This is a genomic window from Lichenicola cladoniae (assembly GCF_013201075.1).
GTDB lineage: Bacteria > Pseudomonadota > Alphaproteobacteria > Acetobacterales > Acetobacteraceae > Lichenicola > Lichenicola cladoniae.
The window spans coordinates 2,513,970-2,531,279 of sequence record NZ_CP053708.1; the positions used below are offsets into that span (position 1 = coordinate 2,513,970).

13 protein-coding genes and 1 pseudogene are annotated in these 17,310 nt (G+C 67.1%); 13 read left to right on the forward strand and 1 reads right to left on the reverse strand.

Going from position 1 to position 17,310, the window contains the following annotated elements; translation table 11 throughout:
* Window positions 1-145 precede the first annotated feature (145 nt).
* The 13 genes and pseudogenes from HN018_RS11660 to HN018_RS11720 all read left to right on the forward strand — a co-directional run bounded on the left by HN018_RS11660 (window position 146) and on the right by HN018_RS11720 (window position 15,406).
* A complete protein-coding gene (locus HN018_RS11660; RefSeq protein WP_204259514.1) occupies window positions 146-754 on the forward strand; it encodes a TetR/AcrR family transcriptional regulator in 609 nt (202 codons plus the stop codon).
* A 142-nt stretch (window positions 755-896) separates the two neighbouring features.
* Window positions 897-1,025, forward strand: a pseudogene (locus HN018_RS11665) (ATP-binding protein); the annotation flags it as partial.
* 130 nt (window positions 1,026-1,155) lie between these two features.
* Window positions 1,156-2,157, forward strand: coding sequence for a class I SAM-dependent methyltransferase (locus tag HN018_RS11670; RefSeq protein ID WP_171835552.1), 1,002 nt, complete (start codon window positions 1,156-1,158; stop codon window positions 2,155-2,157).
* Window positions 2,158-2,345: 188 nt separating this feature from the next.
* Window positions 2,346-3,347, forward strand: coding sequence for a bifunctional helix-turn-helix transcriptional regulator/GNAT family N-acetyltransferase (locus HN018_RS11675; RefSeq protein ID WP_204259515.1), 1,002 nt, complete (start codon window positions 2,346-2,348; stop codon window positions 3,345-3,347).
* Between the two features lie 216 nt (window positions 3,348-3,563).
* Window positions 3,564-4,190, forward strand: a complete 627-nt coding sequence (locus tag HN018_RS11680; RefSeq protein ID WP_171835553.1) for a uracil-DNA glycosylase — start codon at window positions 3,564-3,566, stop codon at window positions 4,188-4,190.
* 77 nt (window positions 4,191-4,267) lie between these two features.
* Complete coding sequence (locus tag HN018_RS11685; protein ID WP_171835554.1) at window positions 4,268-5,722, forward strand: hypothetical protein; 1,455 nt, start codon at window positions 4,268-4,270, stop codon at window positions 5,720-5,722.
* A gap of 7 nt (window positions 5,723-5,729) precedes the next feature.
* The gene (locus HN018_RS11690; protein ID WP_171835555.1) at window positions 5,730-7,199 is read left to right on the forward strand and encodes a hypothetical protein; all 1,470 of its coding nucleotides are present in this window, start codon (window positions 5,730-5,732) and stop codon (window positions 7,197-7,199) included.
* A gap of 27 nt (window positions 7,200-7,226) precedes the next feature.
* Complete coding sequence (locus HN018_RS11695; protein ID WP_171835556.1) at window positions 7,227-7,742, forward strand: hypothetical protein; 516 nt, start codon at window positions 7,227-7,229, stop codon at window positions 7,740-7,742.
* Between the two features lie 10 nt (window positions 7,743-7,752).
* Window positions 7,753-11,358 carry a tubulin-like doman-containing protein gene (locus HN018_RS11700; RefSeq protein WP_171835557.1) on the forward strand — a complete coding sequence of 1,202 codons (3,606 nt, stop codon included), beginning with the start codon at window positions 7,753-7,755 and terminating at the stop codon, window positions 11,356-11,358.
* 15 nt (window positions 11,359-11,373) lie between these two features.
* Window positions 11,374-11,742, forward strand: coding sequence for a peptidoglycan-binding domain-containing protein (locus tag HN018_RS11705; protein ID WP_171835558.1), 369 nt, complete (start codon window positions 11,374-11,376; stop codon window positions 11,740-11,742).
* Window positions 11,743-12,804 (forward strand): PEGA domain-containing protein, encoded by a 1,062-nt coding sequence (locus HN018_RS11710; RefSeq protein WP_171835559.1) that lies wholly within the window; start codon window positions 11,743-11,745, stop codon window positions 12,802-12,804. It begins immediately after the preceding gene.
* Window positions 12,805-12,821: 17 nt separating this feature from the next.
* Window positions 12,822-13,766 (forward strand): AEC family transporter, encoded by a 945-nt coding sequence (locus HN018_RS11715; RefSeq protein ID WP_171835560.1) that lies wholly within the window; start codon window positions 12,822-12,824, stop codon window positions 13,764-13,766.
* A 59-nt stretch (window positions 13,767-13,825) separates the two neighbouring features.
* Window positions 13,826-15,406, forward strand: a complete 1,581-nt coding sequence (locus HN018_RS11720) for a Na+/H+ antiporter (RefSeq protein ID WP_171835561.1) — start codon at window positions 13,826-13,828, stop codon at window positions 15,404-15,406.
* A gap of 22 nt (window positions 15,407-15,428) precedes the next feature.
* Here the strand turns inward: HN018_RS11720 and HN018_RS11725 are convergent, their stop codons facing one another.
* The gene (locus HN018_RS11725) at window positions 15,429-17,153 is read right to left on the reverse strand and encodes a methyl-accepting chemotaxis protein (protein WP_171835562.1); all 1,725 of its coding nucleotides are present in this window, start codon (window positions 17,151-17,153) and stop codon (window positions 15,429-15,431) included.
* Window positions 17,154-17,310: the final 157 nt, after the last annotated feature.

The window sequence follows — 17,310 nt, forward strand, 5'->3', positions numbered from 1 at the left end:
CATCGCCTTTCTACCGGAACCAGTCGATCAACCGTCGCATCCTCGAACCGCCGTCCGATCTCTTACCATCTTGACGCGCGCCGGCTGCGTGATATGCGAGAACGGTCTCGCAAACCATTTCTGGAGAGAATCCTCGCATATGTCAATGACAGGCAATCCCTACGCACCCAAGCAACAGCGCGGCCATCAGCGTGTAGCGGCAATCATGGAGGCCGGAGCTTCGTTGTTCAGGGAGCAAGGTTATGACGCCGTCACGATGACGGAAATCGCCGCGCGATCGGGTACGGCCTTTGGCTCCTTGTACCGGTTCTTTCCCTCGAAGGAGGCGCTGGCTGACGCGCTACTGCTGCGCTACGCGCAACACGCCCTGGATCGATTGGCGGCACTTGGCGCACGATCGGCAGCGATGTCTCTCGATGAACTGACCGACGCCTTCATCGACTTCATGCTGGAACTGCAAACCGAACGCAGCTTCGCGATCGCCGTGATCGACGCGCGCGGCGGTCATGGCGACAAACGTTCCGAATTCCGCGAGGCCTTGCGTGAGGGGATCGCTACCATCGTGCGAAAAGCGTTTCCGCGATTGACGAAAGTGAAGTCAGCGGCGATGGCTATCGTCATCATGCATATCCTGAAGGGCATTGCCGGCACTGCATTGGAAAGAGAGAGCGTTCGGCGCGCTTTAACGACCGAGTACCGACTGGTGCTCAGATCCTATCTTGCTTCAGCGACCCGCGGCGCGACACCAGACTAGTACCCCCTGTCATTGACGGTCACGTTGAGCGCGGAGCAGCGCGAGCAGTTGGACGCGTTGATCAGAACGGCAGGCACTCGGCTCGCAATCTGCTACGGGCACGCATCCTGCTGAATGCCGATGCTTCCGAAGCTGGTGAGGAGTAGACCGCTGGAACGAGATCGTGGGGAGACCCACTCTGGCGGATGCAAGTCTCGATCGCGTCGTTCACAACGCCTACCGCATCGAGCTCAAGGGTGAAAGTCTACGCAAGCACTGCGCTTCTGCTTGACCCGGATCCAGGCACCATGACATGACCAAAGTCGACCTGCGGGAATGATCTTAACCGGCCGCGGTCAAATTGGAACGGTGGCCGTTATCAGATCGGAACAAGTAGTCGCCATCGTCCGAATCCTCAGTTGATGACGCGTTCGAGCAACGCCTACGAGTTTGCCGCCCTTCTCGAACAGATCGGCGACGGCGTTCCGGATGCCGAGCAATACCAGCGCATGTCCGGCCTGGTCCTCGAATTTCCCGAGACGCGCCGGCTGGTACGAATGGACCCGTTCTCGGCTGATTATAAACAGGCGGCGCTGGAGCTCTATCTCTCCCTGCGCGGTCGCCCAGGCGAGGGCTATGTCGCGGCCCGTGACGAGGCGCCGGCCGCCCAGCTACCGGGGAATCTCTGGGCCGGCCTGGTCCCCTGGTCCTTCCGTGACGCAAGCATGGTCTCCGAGCATCTGCTCGCCTGGGGCCACATCATGTCCCATCTGAACCTGTCCAACGGCGGGTCGGTGCTGGAATATGGTCCAGGCAGCGGTCAGCTCCTGCTCATGCTGTCCCGCATGGGATATCGCGCCTTTGGCGTGGATATCGACACGGTTGCCCTGGAGGGGATCCAGGCACAATCCGCGCATCTCGGACTGGTGGTCGAGACCGAGCGCGCCGAGTTCGGTCTCGGGTTCGAAGGGCAGACCTTCGACTGCATCCTGTTCTACGAGGCGTTCCACCATGCCTTCGAGTTCGAGACGCTGCTGCTCCGCCTGCATGAACGGCTCAACCCAGGCGGACGCATCGTGCTCTGCGGCGAGCCGGTGGTGGCCAGCCCGTTCGACGGCATCCCCTATCCCTGGGGACCAAGGCTCGATGCGCTATCGGTATTCTGCATTCGCCGCTTCGGCTGGATGGAGCTCGGCTTCACCCATGACTATCTGGTGAAGATCGCCAGCCAGACAGGCTGGAACGCAACGTTTCATCGCTTCCCGGACTGCGGCCGCGCCGCGATCTATGTGCTTGAGCCGTCCCTGGGCCGAATCGACGCGTCGGCGTCCTGGCGACGGGAGCGTCCGTTGCGTCTCGCCAAGGCTTTGATGATAGGGGGACGACGGGGATTGAGGAAGTTCCGGCAAAGGTTCCGCCCTTGACCCGCTGGGACCTAGTACTGCCGATTCATTTAGAACGTCGCTTCAATTTGACGCGGGCGTCGGCGGTGTTGAACTGCCAGTCTGCCTTGGCGTGCTTTTGTTGCGGTCTTTCTTCCACACGACCAATCCCTCGCTAGACCACACTCGCAGGATAATGCATAACCGGTTATGCAATTGGGGAGCCGGACATGCCAGCCCGTACCATCCGTGACCGGCAACATCTGTTTCTCGGCAGCCGCCTCAAGCGATTGGCGGAGCGGATGCAAACCGACGTCGTGCTCGTGGCGCACCGGGCTGGCATCCCGATCCAGCCTGGCCAGTATCCCCTCCTCGTGATCCTAGAGGAGCATGGTGCGACCACGATCGGCGCACTCGCCCGGGCCATGCAGATGAGCCAGCCAGCCATCACCAAGAGTGCGGGCAAGCTGGAAGAGGCCGGGCTCGTGACGATCGGCCGCGGCGACACGGATCGGCGGCAGAGCACCGTGGCGCTGTCGCCGGCCGGCCGGGAGGCCCTCGATCGGTCGAAGCGCGATGTCTGGCCATCGGTCGAGGCCGCCGTGAAAGAGGTGACAGACGATCTCTCGGGCTCGTTCCTCGATCAGATCGCCACGATCGAGGCGAGGATGGAGGCCCGCTCGCTGAATGCCAGAGCACAGGCGCATGCGATCCCGACGCTCCAGGTGGCCGCCGATACCGACGTGCCAGCCATCGTCGCGCTGATGAACCGGGCCTACCGCGGCTCGGGGACCGAGACCGGCTGGAACAGCGAGGCGGATTATATCGCCGGCGACAGGACAAGCGAGGCGCTCCTCCGCGAGGAGTTAGAAACGAAGCCTGACGCCGCCCTCCTGGTATGGCGCACGCCGGAAGATGTCCAAGGCTGTGTCTGGCTCCAGCCGTTGAGCGAGGATGCCTGGCACATCGGGTCGCTCACGGTCGATCCGCGCATGCAGAATGCCGGCCTCGGGCGGCAACTGCTCGGCGCTTCGGAGCAATGGGTGCGAGAACGGGGCGGCCGGGCAATCCGCATGACCGTCGTGAACGTGCGCGACAGTCTGATCGCCTGGTACGCGCGACGGGGTTACCAGCCGAACGGTGAGACCGAGCCCTTCCCGTATGACGACGCCCGCTTCGGTGTTCCCAAGCGGGATGACCTCTGTTTCATCGTTCTGGAGAAGCAACTCTAATGATCGCGCCGCCGCTCTGTGGCCGGCTGGGATCATCCGCCGTAGGAACCGTCCGGACGGCCGACATCAGGCGCTTGAAGCAGGCGGGCGAGCCCCGTTCAGGGGGCCAATTCGCCGTAGCCGGCGCTGTTTCGAGAGCATCCGGGCTCGGCGGGAATCACCTCTCCGCCTCACCCCCGAGTTGACCAACCGTTCCCGCTGCTGAATTTTGCGCCGATGAACAACACCTACGCCGTCCATCGCGACGACTTCCCCGGCTCGCTGGCCGATACCGATGTCCGGCACCGTCGCCTGGAGATGCTGAACCAGCCGCATGTCAAGCCGCTGGTCGACTACGTCCGCGAGACCAGCCGCCGCGCCTCGGCTTACGTTCCCAACTTCGACCCCCTGGATGGCGGCACCAAGGCCCGGGTGCTGTTCCTGTTCGGGGCGCCCGGACCGGGCACCTTCCCGCCTCGTGGCTCCGGCTTCGTGAGCCGGAACAACGACGACCCGAGCGGCCGGGCGACCTGGACGCTCATGCAGAAGGCCGGCGTTCCCCGGAAGGACACGGTCTCCTGGAACACGGTCGCCTGGAGCACCGGCGACAAGTCCGGGAAGGCCGCGAACATCGCGGCGGCCGGCGAGCTTCGCAAGCTGCTGCCCCTGCTGCCGGACGTGCGGGCCGTGGTGCTGGTCGGTAATTTCGCGCGCGATTTCGGCGGTCCGATCGTCAAGCAGACCGAGCTGAAGATCTTTCATACCGTCCAGACCGGCGCACAGGCCGAGAACGATCCCGACACCCGTGACCGCTGGCTGAAGATCCCCGAGATCTGGCGCAAGGCCTGGGACCTGACAGCCTGAGCCTGTTGCCATGAGTCCGGGCGGCTTGCGTCGACCGGACCGCACGCTAGATTTGCCTACCAGGACAGGACGAGAGCGTGCAGCAGGCGTCGCCCAACTCCGACCCGACCGGCCAGGCGACGCAGGACTGGGTGCTACCCGGTCCATTCGGGATCGAGCACTGGCACCGGACCGGCACCCGCTTCACCGAACTGGTCACCGGCAACGACACGATCGGGCTGCCGACCGACGCGCTGACGCTCGGGCGGTTGCGCGCAAGACAATCCGGCTGCGCGCATACCGGCCCATTCCCGAACGCCTTCCGCTTCTGCCCGGACTGCGGCACCGGCCTTTCCGAGCCCTCCGTCGTTCCTCGCGCCGAACTCTGGTCGCCACCGTTCGGGCCGGGCGACGGCTTGCCGAGCCTCGATGATCGCCGGCTGCCCGACCCGGCGAGCCATGAGGAGATCGCCGTCCCCGCCTCGCCGGCGCTCGGCTTCGCAGTGGCGGGCACGCCGCCGATGTTGCTGGCCTGCGACCGTGCCAGCGGCCGGATCAGCGGATGGTCCGAAGCAAGCAGACAATGGATCAGCCGCGTCCAGATCGCCGGCTGCCTCGGCCTGCCGCGCTGGAGCTGGGCTGCGAGCGCTACGCAATCCGGCATCGCGGTGCCGAGCGATCGCGGTCCGGTCTGGATCGACCTGTCCCGGCCGCTGACCGCTCCGGTCGTTGCGATGGACGGCTCCCCGGTCGGCGGCGCCATCTCGATCGGCGACCACGCGGCCATGCCGATCCTGCACACGTCCGGCCTCTCCATCGCCATGCTCGACCGCACCGGAAATGCGCCGGGCTGGACCCTGGTACCGGTGATCGGCGCACCCGCGGTGCCGACAGGCCCGCTTGCCGCCCCGGTCATGGCGGCGGAACTGGCAACCTGGTGCGGTGCCCGCGGCCAGCTCACGCTGCAGATGACGGCAGACGGAGCGGCGGCACGATGGCGTCCATGGCGTGACGGCCTGCAACCGTTGCCCGGCGTCCGGCCGGTCATGGAGCGCAACGGCACGCTGCACCAGCTCGCCCGCCTCGATGCGCAGACACTGGTGCTGGAGAGCCTGTCCGCCCCGGGCCAGGTGCCCGAGCGGCGCGTGGCGCGCGGCTACGCAATCAGCAGCGGTCGCGCGGTGTTCCGGGAGAATGCCCGCCTGCGGCTGCCCTGGGACCAGCGCGAGGCGGCCGAGTATCTGCTTCCCGACGACAGCTTCCTGGCGCCGCTGCTTGCCCTCGACGAGGAACGCTATATCGTCGCCGTCTGCAACCGGCGCGCCGGGCTGGGCGCCTTCCTCGGCGATCCCGCATCCTCAGCCGAACCGGACGACATCCATTCCTGCGTCCTGCATTTCAGCCGTGGCCCGCGCTCGCTGGAACCACTCGACTGCGTGCTGCGCGCCCGTCACGCCTGGGACCTGTCGGTCACGATCCATGCCGGCTGGCTGTATGTTCATGGCGCGGTGGAAGACACCCTGCATCGCTGGCGCCTGCACGATGCACCGTAGCCGCCCCATGCCTGCGCTGTTCGCCCTGCTGCTGTGCCTGTTGGCGCCGATCCAGGCCCTGGCACAGGTGACGTCGGTCTACCTGATCCAGAATTCCGGCTGGATGGAGCCCTTCTACATCGATCCGAACGCCGCCTTCCGGCCGCTCCTGAACGCGCTGGTCGCAGGCTCGAACGCCGGCGGCGAGGTGGTGATCGCCGACTTCGACCAGGACGGACAACTCCCCGGCCGGCATTCTCCCAACGTGGTGTATCGCGGGCCGGACGACGCTGCCCGGATCTCCCGCGCCATTGCCGCGATCGACCTGCCGGGACAGCCGAACGGCCGCCTCACCGACGCCGATTTCGATGGCGCCCTGGTCCGCGGAATCAACACCATCCTGGAAGGCCGCCCCGGCATCATCTGGCTGGTTACCAACAACCGGAATTCGCCCAACAACAGCCAGCGCGTGAACGAGAACACCCGCGACTTCGCCCGCCGGCTCGGTTCCAGCCCGGCGCTGCCGGTGATCGTGTCCTACCCGGTGCGGATGCCGGCGCGGGGACACCTGTACAGCGCCACCGGCCTGATCGTGTACGGCATCGCCTACGGCAACGAAGCCGCAGCCGAGTTGCGCCGCCTGACCCGCGCACCCGGCCTCACCCGTCTGTTCAGCGATCCCGCCGTGCAGCTGAAACCGCTCGACCAGGCGCCGCTGGTGTTCACGCCGCAGATCACGACCACCCCCGGCCTGACCGTCAGCCGCTCGCCCGATGGGCGGTTGCGCATCGAGGGGGTGCCCGGCGGACGCGCGTCCGCCGTCGACATCACCGGCACGCTGCGCTCGGACTACTATCCGCACGTCATCGACCAGGCGCAGGTGACCCTGCGCTGGGAGAGCCTGGACCATATCCCGGGCCAGGCGGCGCTGCCGCTGCTGCAAGCCTCGATCGAGCCCAGGGTGCTGCACCGGGTCGCCCCCCGCGACGTGCTGCAGGACGTGCGGATCCGGCTGGACATCCCGCGGATCGACCGTTCGCCCGGTCTCGCCGGCTGGCTGCAGCACGACGTCACCCTGCACGGCACCCTGGCGATCGACCTCGGCGGCCTGACCCTGTCGCTGCAGGACGGGTTCGTCGCCAAGATGTCGCAGATCGCGGCGATGGATCAGCTGCCGGCGGTATTCTTCGACAATCGCACCGTGACCGCCGCGTCCGCGGCCCTGCCGGTTACGCTGGTGGTGCATTTCTCGGCAATGCCGCTCATCCTGGCATTGCTGGCTCTGTTCGGACTGCTGCTCCTGCTGGCGCTGCTGCTGTTCCTGCTTCGCCGCGACCGCGACCATACCGTGACCCTGGGCGGCCAGGTGCGACGGGTCAGGCTGCGCCCGTTCCAGACGCGCCTGGTGGTGTTGCCGGATGGCCGGGCATTCTCGGTGCGTGGCAGACTGGCCGGACCGCCCGCCGCGACGGAACGCGACCCCGCCGACCAACGCTGACACTCCAGAGCTTCGTTCAGGACAGAAATGACCGACCCGTCGCACACGCCGACCGCGCCTGCCACCACTGCCCCGCCGTCGGACTTCAACCTCCGGCCGCCTGCCGACGCGCTGCCGGCAAACGCGACACCCGCACCCTCGGCGCCCGGCACCGCCCTGCAGACCGGGACCGGCACGCCGATCAACGCGTCCTCCCTGCCCGGCGAGGATGGCCACCTGTCCAGCACCGATGCGGTGATCGGTGCGGCAATCATGCTGGCGCTGGCCGTGGCGATCTTCTTCATTCGCGGCGCGGTGCGGACCCACCTGATCGCCCACCGCGCCTCGCCGTCGGCCGCGGGCAATGCCGGCTGGGCGCTGTTCGCGCTGCTGCTGTCGGTGTCGGTGCTGATCGTGTTCGGCCTGCTCGGCGGGCTCTGGTCGATACTCGGCTTCACCATCCCGCTGGCGGTGCTGATCGTGGTGACGGCGATCCTGTTCACGCTGCTGTATCGCACCGCCGCCCAGGGCCGGGCCCGCGGCCGCCGACCCGCCAGACGCTGAGGGCCACGCCATGTCATCCACCCAGACCTCGCAGCCCCATCCCGGCCAGCCTGGACAGGACGAGGACCGCCCTGCCGCGCGCCGCGTGCAGCCGACATTGTTCGTCGGCATCGGCGGCACCGGCATGCAGATCCTGCTGCGATTGCGCCGGCGCATCCTGACCGGGGACTGGAACGGACGGCGGATCGACGACCTGTCCCGGTTCCCGATCGCCTCGTTCGTCTATTTCGACACCGACATGCGGACCGCGATCGAGAGCGACCGGCAGCAGAGCGCCGACCCCCTCGCCCGTATCGTCGCCTTCCGCGAGAACGAGCGGCTGCAGCACGCGGTCGACGTCAAGCGCTACGTCAAGGATCTCGACCGCTATCCGCTGATCGCCGACTGGCTGCCGGTCGCCGACTTCTCGCTGATCAACACCGAGAAAGGCGCCGGCCAGGTTCGTGCGATTTCGCGTCTGCTGTTCTTCGACCAGTTCCGCAAGCTCACCGACATGCTGCGCGAGCGCAGCGACGGGCTGCTCCGGAGCGTCGGGCGGCAGGACGACCTCGCGCACCTGAACCTGGAGATCGAGAACCGGCTGCGCGTTGTGGTGGTGTGTTCCGCCGCCGGCGGTACCGGGTCCGGCAGCTTCATCGACATGGGCCTCGCGCTGCGCTCGCTGATCCATCCGGCGCCGACCGTCGATCTCGTGCTGCTGCTGCCCGGCGGCTATCACGACCACCAGCGCCAGCGGGTGAACGCCAACGGCTACGCGGCGCTCATGGAACTCGAGCACGCGATGCGGCCGAACCCGCTGCCGCCATTCGTCGAGCAATGGGCCGATCATCAGGGACCGCTGCCGAATATCGCGCCATATGACGACGTGTACCTGCTCGACACACGCAACGTACTCGATGACGGTCTCGAGCAGGTCGGCGATCTCTATGACATGGCCGCCGACATCCTGTTCGAGGATTTCGGCACCAGCGAGTTCGCCGCCACCAAGCGCTCGATCGCCGTCAACCAGGCACAGCACAAGATCGACAATTACGAACCGCCGCTGCCGGCGCATCTCGGCCGACAGTCCCTGCGCTACAGCCAGCTGTTTTCGAGTTTCGGCCAGGCGACGATCGACACCAAGAGCCGCGTCGCCGTCGACACCGCGGTCGCGGAAACGTCGAAGCAGATGCTCAAGGCCTATTTCAACGTCGCAATGGAGGATTCCGGACGGCTGCCGACACCGGCGGAGCGCGACGATTTCCTGGACCGCCAATTCTACCTGAATTCCAGCGCATTCCAGCACGTCCTGCCCGGCGCCGAGGATGTCTCGACCATCAACGAGCCTTTCCTGATCGACAAACTCCTCGAGAACGAAACCGGCCAGTCGGTGCTCGCGGAAATCGATCGCGACCTGCTCTCGACCTATCAGTCCGAGGGCTTCCAGAGCGCCGACCCGCATAATCTACCAACCCTGGTGCTGCGCGAGTTCGAGCAGCGGCACGAGGACGTGCTCGGCAGCATCAGGCACAAGACCGGATCAGGCCTGGCCGCCGACCGCATTCTCGCCACCCGGCAGCGCCTGACCTCCGAGCGGCGCGGTAATGGGCCGGATGGTCTGCGGTCCGTGCTCTACGATTATCTCGACCAGCGCGAGCGTGGCGGACTGGACTACACGATCCGGCTGGTCGAGGACGCCAAGCTGCAGATCGAGCAGGAAATCGTCAGGCTCGACGAGGTGGAGGCGCGCTACGCGTCCCGCGCCGGCGACACCCAGCGCCGGTTCGAGCAGTCGCTCGAGAATCTTCGCGAGGCCGTCAACCGGCGTTTCCCGTTCGGGCCCGATCGCAAGGCGGCCGAACGCTACCTCGAACATTTGCGCAACGAGACCGCCTATTACCTGTCCATGCAGCTGCGTCGCCAGGCTGCCGTCGAGGCCAAGCTGTTCCTGCGCGAGATGTCGGACATGCTGGGCAACCGTCGCGGCCAGGATGCGGAGGGCAACAAGCTCTGGGATGGCGCTGTCGCCGAACTGGTCCAGGGCCGTGTCCTGGTTCGCCATACCCTGCGCGAGTTCGACACCGAGATCGGGTTGCTGCGCGAAGCGGTCTCGCGTTGCGACGCGGGCACCTATGTTGTGCTGCCGGCGGCCGACGTGGAAGCTCGCGCCATGCTCGGCAATAACGAGGAAGAAGTGCAGCGCTGGGCGGAGGAAATGTTCCGCGACGAGGGCGGCTCGCGCAAGCTGTTCCCGATCCTGCGCGACGACATGCAGCGCAGCATCCTGCTCAACCGCCTGCGCGGCTTCTCGCGGCTGCAGCTCGCGCCGCGTGCGGACGCGCTGCGCTCGGCGCAATCGATCCTGCTCGACATGAGCGCTCGCGACCGGATCGCGTTGTTCCAGCGCGCCATGGTTCGCGCCATGCCGTGGCTCGACGCCTCGTTCGACCATCTCGGCGGCGGCATCGCGATGGGTCCGCGCTACACGCTGCTGATCGCGGTGGATGACAAGGAGGAGTTCGAGCGCAACTTCAAGGCCGAGATCGAGCAGGTGGTGCCGACCGGCCGGCTCGGCATCGGCGCGCCGCAATACCTGAATTCGGGCTTGCGCGACCGCATCCTGATCTATTGCGAGCTGAGCGGCATCCCGCTCGACAGCATCGATCCGCTGCGCACCGAATGGCGCATCAGCTACCAGCTCGAACAGAAGAAACCGCTGCCGCTGCACACGCACCGGCAGTCCGAGCGCTTCCCCGATCCGGTCGTGCCCACCACGCAGGAAATCGAGGAGATGCGCCGCAACATGGGGTTGTTCGTGCGGGGCGTGGCCTACGGCATTCTCGTCCGCGGCAGCCGCCCGGGACAGCCGTACCAGATCGATCTCGGCGGGGGCGACTGGGGCGACGCCGGTACCGAGCGGATCATCCGCGGCAGCGGCTTCTCGCGCCATCGCGACAAGGTGCAGGCCCGCATCGAGGCGTTCGAACGTGATCTCACGCCGATCCAGGTGCTGGCCGCGAGCGCGTTGCTCGCCTGGACCGGCGAGCGGGTTTATGCCGCCCGCATGGCCCGGATCGGTCCGACCCAGACCGATCGCATCCCGGGCATCGTGCAGACCATGGCGATGGAGCTGTCCCGCCAGCTTCGCGAACGCTACGTGCGGATGGAGGGTGCCGCGGCGCTTGCCGAGGCCGACATGCAGTTCGAGACGCTCAAACGCACCATCCCGGACTGGACCGAGGAACTGCCCGGCAGCGCCGCCGACGCGGACCCGCATGACGCCAACCGCGACCCGAACGACCAGCCGGAAGCCCGCGCATCGGCCAAGCGGCGGATCGTGCCGGACCGGTTCCGGCCGAGCGCACTGCAGCGTCTGCTCAAGCCGGTCGGACCGTCGGCCTCGTTGCCGGTGGCAGGGCTGCCGGCGTGGCATCTTTCGATCGCAAAACAGCTGACCGGCCCGTTCGGCCTGGCGCAGCTGGCGCTGTTGGCCACTCAGGGCACGCTAAGGGAGGGCACGAATGTCCGGAGGCTCGGCGCCGCCGCCTGGCAGCATGTGCGCGACATCCCCGAGTTGCTGGCACTGCTGCACGGTGCGCTGCCGGAGGACGAGGACGATCTGCCCGATGACGAGTGAGCGAGCGCGTTACAGGTGAAATGGCGTTCGTCGATGCTGGCCGCATGCGTGATCCTGTCGCCTCTCGCCGCGGTCGCGCAGGATGTTCCCGGCATGATGCCGTATGGCCAGGACATACCGAGCCTGCTGGTCCGCGACCTCCAGCTCAGTCTGCGCCGCCTCGCCTATTATCGCGGCGAGGCGGACGGGTTGCATAATCCGGATCTGCTGCGGGCGCTGCTTGCGTTCGAGCGTGACGAACAGGTGGCCCCGGAGGCGGAACCGACGCCGGCGATTCTGCAGCTGAGCAACGAGGCGATCGCGCGGATCAGGTCGGGCGGTTCGTGCGGGGATCTGGGGCCACTCCCGGCCGGCACATCCGTGGCGTGCGGCAGCATCCGCTAGATGGCCGGCCACCATCCTTGCGCCGCCTGCGGCGAGACGCTGCAGGGCGTCGTGTCGTTCTGCCCGTTCTGCGGCGCTTCGCAGCAGCCGGCACCGGCGCGTATTCCGGCCGCGTCGGTAGTCCCGAGCCCCGCGCCACCGACACCGCCTCGGGAGTTGCCGGCGGTGCCGATCCACCAGCCGGTCCCGCACCGTCTCGTGCCGATCGTCGTGCCGGCGCCGCGCGTCGCGCCACCGGTGCCACCGGCGGCGCAACCTGCCCCACTACCGAAGCAGCCTCCGACCCCGGCGCAGCGGCGGAGCCGGCGCGACGCTTTGCGCAAGCTGTTGCTCGCGGCGATCATTCTCATCTGTGGCGCGATCCTCTGGCAGCACCTGACCACCGGACCGCATGCGACGCTCCGGGTGCATCTTTCGCGGCAGGCCGAGGGCGCGCTGACCATCGACGGAGCCAGGGCCGGCACGACGGACGAGGCGATCAGGCTCGCGCCCGGCCGGCACGTGGTGGGTTTCGATGCCGACGCCTGGACCACGATTCCTGTCACCATCAGGCTCCGTGACGGCGAAACACGCACGATCGAACTCGTGCCCATCCCGCACCGGGCATTGCTGAGCCTGGACAGCGTTCCGGGTGGCGCCAGGATCGTCGTCGGCGAGCGGCGTCTCGGCCGCGCACCGGCCACGATCTCGCTGCCGCCGGGCCCGGTGCGCGTGACCGCCGCATTGGCCGGCTACGAGCCCGTGGCTCAGACGATCGTGCTCGCACCCGGCGAGCATCGCAGCCTAGCGCTTACCTTGCAGGCGATCCCGGCCCAGACGTTGCACCTGGTTGCCCCGGCCGGCATCTGGAGCGAACCGGTCACCCTCGCGCAGGGCGATCGGTTCATCCTGCTGTTCCATGGCCGCATCCGGGTTCGGGCGAACGGACGGGTTCTTCTGCTGGACGGCTTCAACCGGACCGATCTCGGCACTTTCGAGGACCGGACCCTCGCCTTCACCGCGGTCGACGGCGCGCCGGTCGATGTCGACCTCATCATCCACAAGGCCGGTAGCCCCGGCTGATCGGCTACAACCCCCGCATGAATGCCGTCCTGTCCGTCCTGCTGCCGATTTTCGGCCTGATCCTCGCCGGCTACGTCAGTGGCTGGAAAGGCTGGCTCGGGAGCGGCGCGACCGACAGCCTGAACCGGTTCGTGGTCAGGCTGGCACTGCCGGCCGAGCTGTTCCAGAGCATGGCGCAGGTGACCCGCGCCCAGATCGACCACCCCGGTTTCACCGCCGCCTTCGCAGGCGGCATGCTGGCCACCTTCGCGGTCGGTTTCCTGCTTGACTGGCGCCGTCCGGTCGAACGCACGCACCGGATATCCGGAGCGGCGATCGAGGGGCTGGCCGCCGGCTACGCCAACACGGCCTTCATCGGCATCCCGCTGTGCGTCGGCGTGTTCGGCCAGGCCGGGCTGCCGCCGGTGGTGCTGGCGACGCTGCTGACCGTGTGTGCCCTGTTCGCGCTGGCGATCACGCTGGTCGAACTGGATCAGCAGGCCGGGCAAGGTGCGGGGCGCACGCTCGGCCGCGTATCGGTGGCGCTGCTGCGCAATCCGCTGGTCGCAGCCCCGATCGCCGGCATCCTGGTCAACCTGTCCGGCCTGGGACTGGCGAGCCCGGTGCTGCAGTTCACCACCCTGCTCGGGGCCGCCGCGAGCCCGTGCGCGCTGGTGACGATCGGCCTGTTCCTGGCCGAGACGAGATCCGACGCCGCCGAGCCGTTCGCGGTCGCGCGCGTCGTCGCCGCCAAGCTGCTGCTGCAACCGGCAGTCACCGCGTTCCTTGCCTTCGTGGTGTTCCCGATGCCGCGCCTCTGGGCGGAGGCAGCCCTGCTGATCAGCGCACTGCCGGTCGGCACCGGCCCGTTCATGCTGGCGCGGCTCTACGACCGGGAAGCCGCCATCGCCAGCCGCGCCACCCTGATTTCGACGATCCTGTCGCTGGTCACCGTTTCGCTGCTGCTGGGATGGATCGGTTGACGCGGGATCGATAGCCTGGAGGGCCGCGACTTTCGAGGGGCAACCCGCGTTACGCCGCGATGAAAGCATTTGAGCTGCTGCTTGTCCTTCTTTCGGTGTGCGTGGCCCTTGCGGCGGCGGCCCAGCGGCTGAAGCTGCCGGTGGCGGTCATGCTGGTGCTCGGCGGCATGGGACTCGCATTCATCCCGGGGCTACCCCCGCTGACACTCGACCCGGCTTTGGTGATGGCGCTGTTCCTGCCGCCGCTGCTCCAGCTCAGCGCGTATCGTACCGACTGGCCCGCCTTCCACACCCATCTCCGGCCGATCCTGCTGCTGGCGATCGGCGCGGTGTTCTTCACGGCGGCACTGGTCGCGGTGGCGACCAAGCTGCTGGTGCCCAACCTGCCATGGTGGGCGGCAATCACCCTCGGCGCGATCGTCGCCCCGCCGGACGCGGTGGCGGCGTCGTCGATCCTCCGGCAGTTCAGGCTGCCGAAGCGGATCGTCACGGTGCTGGAAGGCGAAAGCCTGATCAACGATGCCTCGTCGCTGGTGCTCTACAAGTTCGCCGTTGCCGCGGTCGGCCTCAACACCGTGAGCTACGGCAGCGGCCTGTTGCAGTTCTTTGCCGTGGCGCTGGGAGGTGCCGCGATCGGCTGGGCCGTCGGTCGCGCCGCAATGTGGATATTCTCCCATCTCGACGACACGCTGCTCGACATCACGGTCAACCTGCTGACCGGGTTTGCGGCTTATCTCGGCGCGGAGGCGCTCGGCGGATCCGGCGTGCTGGCGGCGGTCGCATGCGGCTTCGTGCTCGGCCGGCAGCAGCATGCGGAATTCAGCGCGCAGACGCGCCTCGAGCTCAGTGCCGTCTGGGGCTTTCTCGAGTTCGTGCTGACCAGCCTGGTCTTCGTGCTGATCGGGCTGCAGATGCGCGGTATCACGGCACGCCTGGCAAATTACGACATGATCCAGCTGCTGCTGCTGACCCTGGCCTTGTCGACCATCCTGATCCTGGGGCGGTTCGTCTGGGTGTTCCCCGCGACCTGGGTGCCGCGCGCCTTGTTTCCGGGTTTGCGGGAACGCGATCCGCTGCCGCCCTGGAGCCATGCCACGGTGATTTCCTGGACCGGCATGCGCGGCGTGGTCAGCCTGGCGGCGGCATTGGCGTTACCCGAGGGATTTCCGGGACGCGATCTCATCCTGTTCCTCGCTTTCTGCTCGATCTTCGTGACTCTCGTGATCCAGGGCACGTCGCTCGGATGGGTGATCCGGCGCCTCGGGCTGACGGAGCCGGAGACGCTGCCCGAGCCCGACACCGCGCAGGCGCGTGCCGAGATGGCGACGGCGGCACTGGAAGCCGTCAGGCAGCATCTGGACGATGCGAATATCGACAGGGACGAGCAGGCCGAAGCAGCGGCGGAACTCGTCGAGGAATACGAAGTGCGGGCGGAACGCGCGAGCGTCGAGGGACAGGACGTCGAAACCAAGGCGGAACAGCTCGAAGCGCAACAGCGGTTGCGGATGGTCGCCATCGAGGCGGCCCGCGAGGTGCTCGCCGGGCAGGCCGATGAACTCGATGTCGAAGCCCATCGCGCGCTCGGAGAGGAGCTCGACCTGGAGGAACAGCAGGTCCGGCGCGCGCTGGGCAAGGATTAGGTCGCCATCGCCAGCGCTCGCCTCAGGCCGTCCGTACCTTGGAAATGAAGGTGTCTACCTCCTGCGACAGGGTCTCGGCCTGCCGGGACAGGTCACCAGCAGCACCCAGCACCTGCATCGCCGCGGCCCCCGTGTCGTTCGCCGCCTGGCTGACGCCCGCGATGTTGCTCGTGACTGTCCGGGTGCTGGCAGCAGTCTGCTGGACGTTCCGCGCGATTTCGGCCGTCGCCCTGCCCTGGTGCTCGACCGCGGTGGCGATCGAGGTCGTGATCGACCCGACCTCCTCGATCAGTCCGGAGATCTCACGGATCGCCTGCACCGCGCTATGGGTCGCTTGCTGCACCTGCTTGATCTGGAAGCCGATCTCCTCGGTGGCCCTCGCCGTCTGCTCGGCCAGGCTCTTGACCTCCGATGCCACCACCGCGAAGCCCCGGCCCGCGTCGCCGGCGCGTGCAGCCTCGATCGTGGCGTTCAGCGCCAGCAGGTTCGTCTGGCTGGCTATGCTGTTGATCAGCGCGACCACCTGCCCGATGCGATCGGCGCTCTCGGCCAGCGCCTGAACGGTGCCATCGGTCTGGCGCACGTCGGTCACGACCCGGCTGGTCAAGGCGGCGGAGGCCGTGACCTGCCGGTTGATCTCGATAATGGACGAAGACAATTGTTCCGACGCGGCCGCGACGGTCTGCACGCCGATGCTGGACTCTTCCGCCGCGTGCGTCACCGCGGTCGCCCGGCTGTCCGTCTGCGCGGCGCTTCCCGTCATGGTGCGGGCAGTGGCCTCCATCCTGGTGGACGAGGTTGCCAGGATCGATACGGTGCCACCGATCTGCCGCTCGAACTCGCCGACCAGGTCTTCGAGCCGGGCGGCACGCTGCTGACGACTTTCGCGCTCTGCCGCCTGCTCGGCCGTCAACCGGTTGCTGGTGATCATGCTGTCCCTGAACACCTGCACCGCGCTCGCCATCCGGCCGATCTCGTCCAGGCGTCCGATGCACGGAATGTCGACGGTCACTTCCCGATCGGCCAGGCGCCGCATCGACGCGGTCATGGCGGCGATCGGATGCGAAATATGCCGGGTCAGGCCGATCGCGGTGGCCGTGCCGAGGCCGAGCACCAGCACGATCCCGGTGGCGACCATCCACCACGTCGCCCGATAGGTGTCGCGGCTCGCATCCGCGGCAGCCGAACCGGTCTTCCGGTTGAAGCTCATGTCCCAGCGCATGAAGTTCGACAGGGTCTCGAAGTCGGTCCGCGCCTTGTGGTTGTAGGAATCGAGCGCGCCGAGTTCCTGATCGTCCTGCTTGAAGGCGATGGTCTGCATCGCATCGGCACGATAGACGGGCCAGGTCCGGTCGAAGATGGTGGTGTAGTTGTTCCGCTCCTCGCCGGCATGGGTGAACGGCTCGTAGGCCCGCCGCGCCCCCTCGACGGTCGCGATCGCCTTGGCGATCCCTCCCCGGAGCTCCAGGCGCTCGCTGGCATCATCGCTGGTGGTAAGCATGAAGTGCGACTCGAGCTGGCGTACGTCCTGCAGATCCATCGCAAGATTTCCGGCGGCCATGGTGCTCGGCAGGTAGTGGTCGCGCATCTCGGCATTCGTGGCATTCATCGTGCCCATACGCTGAAGCGCGAAGCCACCGAGGCAGGCGAACAGGATGGTCAGGAACGCAAAGCCTGCTCCAAGCTTCGCTCCGAGGCTGAGCGCCCGGCCCTCCCGGGGCGTGGCATTCGTCATCGACAGGGACATGGTGAACCTTCGAGGCTGTAAAGATCGAAGCCTCGCAGCAAAAGATTAACAATCGGCTGCGCTGTCGCGATCGCCGCCGGCATTCCGGCGAATGCTCGATTTCAAGCCAAGCATGATTTCAGTTCTCTGCCAATGCGCCGGATAGGTCGAACCGGAG